The 1,435-nt window shown below is 72.5% G+C and carries 1 protein-coding gene; it reads left to right on the plus strand.

The annotated features are described in order from the left end of the window. The first annotated feature begins 8 nt into the window (after positions 1-8). Positions 9-1,430, plus strand: coding sequence for a mannose-1-phosphate guanylyltransferase/mannose-6-phosphate isomerase (locus AB9M23_RS22535; RefSeq protein ID WP_372426944.1), 1,422 nt, complete (start codon positions 9-11; stop codon positions 1,428-1,430). Positions 1,431-1,435 lie beyond the last annotated feature (5 nt).

The following is a 1,435-nucleotide window of genomic DNA, read 5'->3' on the forward strand; positions in this document are numbered from 1 at the left end:
AGGACGACATGACGCGCATCACCCCCCTGATCATGGCCGGCGGCGCCGGCACGCGGCTGTGGCCGGCCTCGCGGACGAGCGCGCCCAAGCAGTTCATCCAGCTGATGGGCGCGCGCTCGACCTTCCAGGACACCTGCCTGCGGGTGGCGGACCCGGCGCTGTTCGGGCCGCCGGTCGTGATCACCAACCACGACTACCGCCACCTGGTCGCCGACCAGCTTTCCGCGATCGGGGTCGCGGGCGAGATCCTGCTCGAGCCGATGCGCCGCGATTCCGGCCCGGCGATCGCGGCGGGCGCGGCCTTCCTCGCCGCGCGGGAGCCGCAGGGGCTGATGCTGGTGCTCGCCGCCGACCACGTGGTGCGCGACGAGGAGGCCTTCCGCGGCGTCGCGCGGGCGGCCTCCGCGGCGGCGCGCGAGGGCGCCATCGTCACCTTCGGCATCCGCCCCGACCGGCCCGAGACCGGCTACGGCTACATCAGGCCCGGCGCGCCGACCGCCCAGGCGGGCGTCCACGCGCTGGACGCCTTCGTCGAGAAGCCCGACGCCGCCCGCGCCGCCGACTACGTCGCCTCGGGCTACCTCTGGAACTCGGGCAACTTCCTGTTCCGGGTCGACACGCTGCTCGACGAGTACGCCCGCTTCGACGAGGCGAGCGTCGAGGCGGCCCGCGCGGCGGTGGCGGGGGCGACGCGCGATCTCGGCTTCACCGTGCTCGACGCCGACGCCTTCTCCCGCACCACGGCGCTGTCGATCGACTACGCCGTCATGGAGAAGACCGACCGCGCCCGGGTCGCGCCGGTGTCGATGGGCTGGTCGGACGTCGGCTCCTGGCACGCGGTCTGGGAGCTGTCGGAGAAGGACGCCGCCGGCAACGCCGCGCGGGTCTCCGGGCGCGGCGAGGTCGTCTTCCTCGACGCCGCCGACAACCTGGTGCGCGCCGAGGATCTCGTCTGCCTCGTCGGCGTCTCGAACCTCGCCGTGATCCAGACCCGCGACGCCACCCTCGTGTTCGATCGCGCCAAGCCCGAGAGCGTCAAGGCCCTCGTGAAGGAGCTCGAGCGGCGCGGGCGCGCGGAGGTGCACGACCACACGGAAGTGTTCCGCCCCTGGGGCTCCTACCAGGGCGTCGACCGCGGCGAGCGCTTCCAGGTCAAGCGCATCGTGGTCAAGCCCGGCGGCCGGCTGTCGCTGCAGAAGCACTTCCACCGCGCCGAGCACTGGATCGTGGTGCGCGGCACCGCCCTCGTCACCGTGGGCGACGCCGAAACCCTCGTCCACGAGAACGAATCGACCTTCATCCCGCTGGGCGCCGTCCACCGCCTCGAGAACCCCGGCAAGATCCCCCTCGAACTCATCGAGGTCCAGTCCGGCTCCTATCTCGGCGAGGACGACATCGTCCGGCTCGAAGACGTCTACAACAGGACCTGACGCGA

The sequence above is a fragment of the Salinarimonas chemoclinalis genome (assembly GCF_041514305.1).
Lineage (GTDB): Bacteria > Pseudomonadota > Alphaproteobacteria > Rhizobiales > Beijerinckiaceae > Salinarimonas > Salinarimonas chemoclinalis.

Excerpts from the sequence above, each read along its gene's own strand:
- AB9M23_RS22535 (WP_372426944.1), top strand. The coding sequence starts at position 9 with ATGACGCGCATCACCCCCCTGATCATGGCCGGCGGCGCCGGCACGCGG.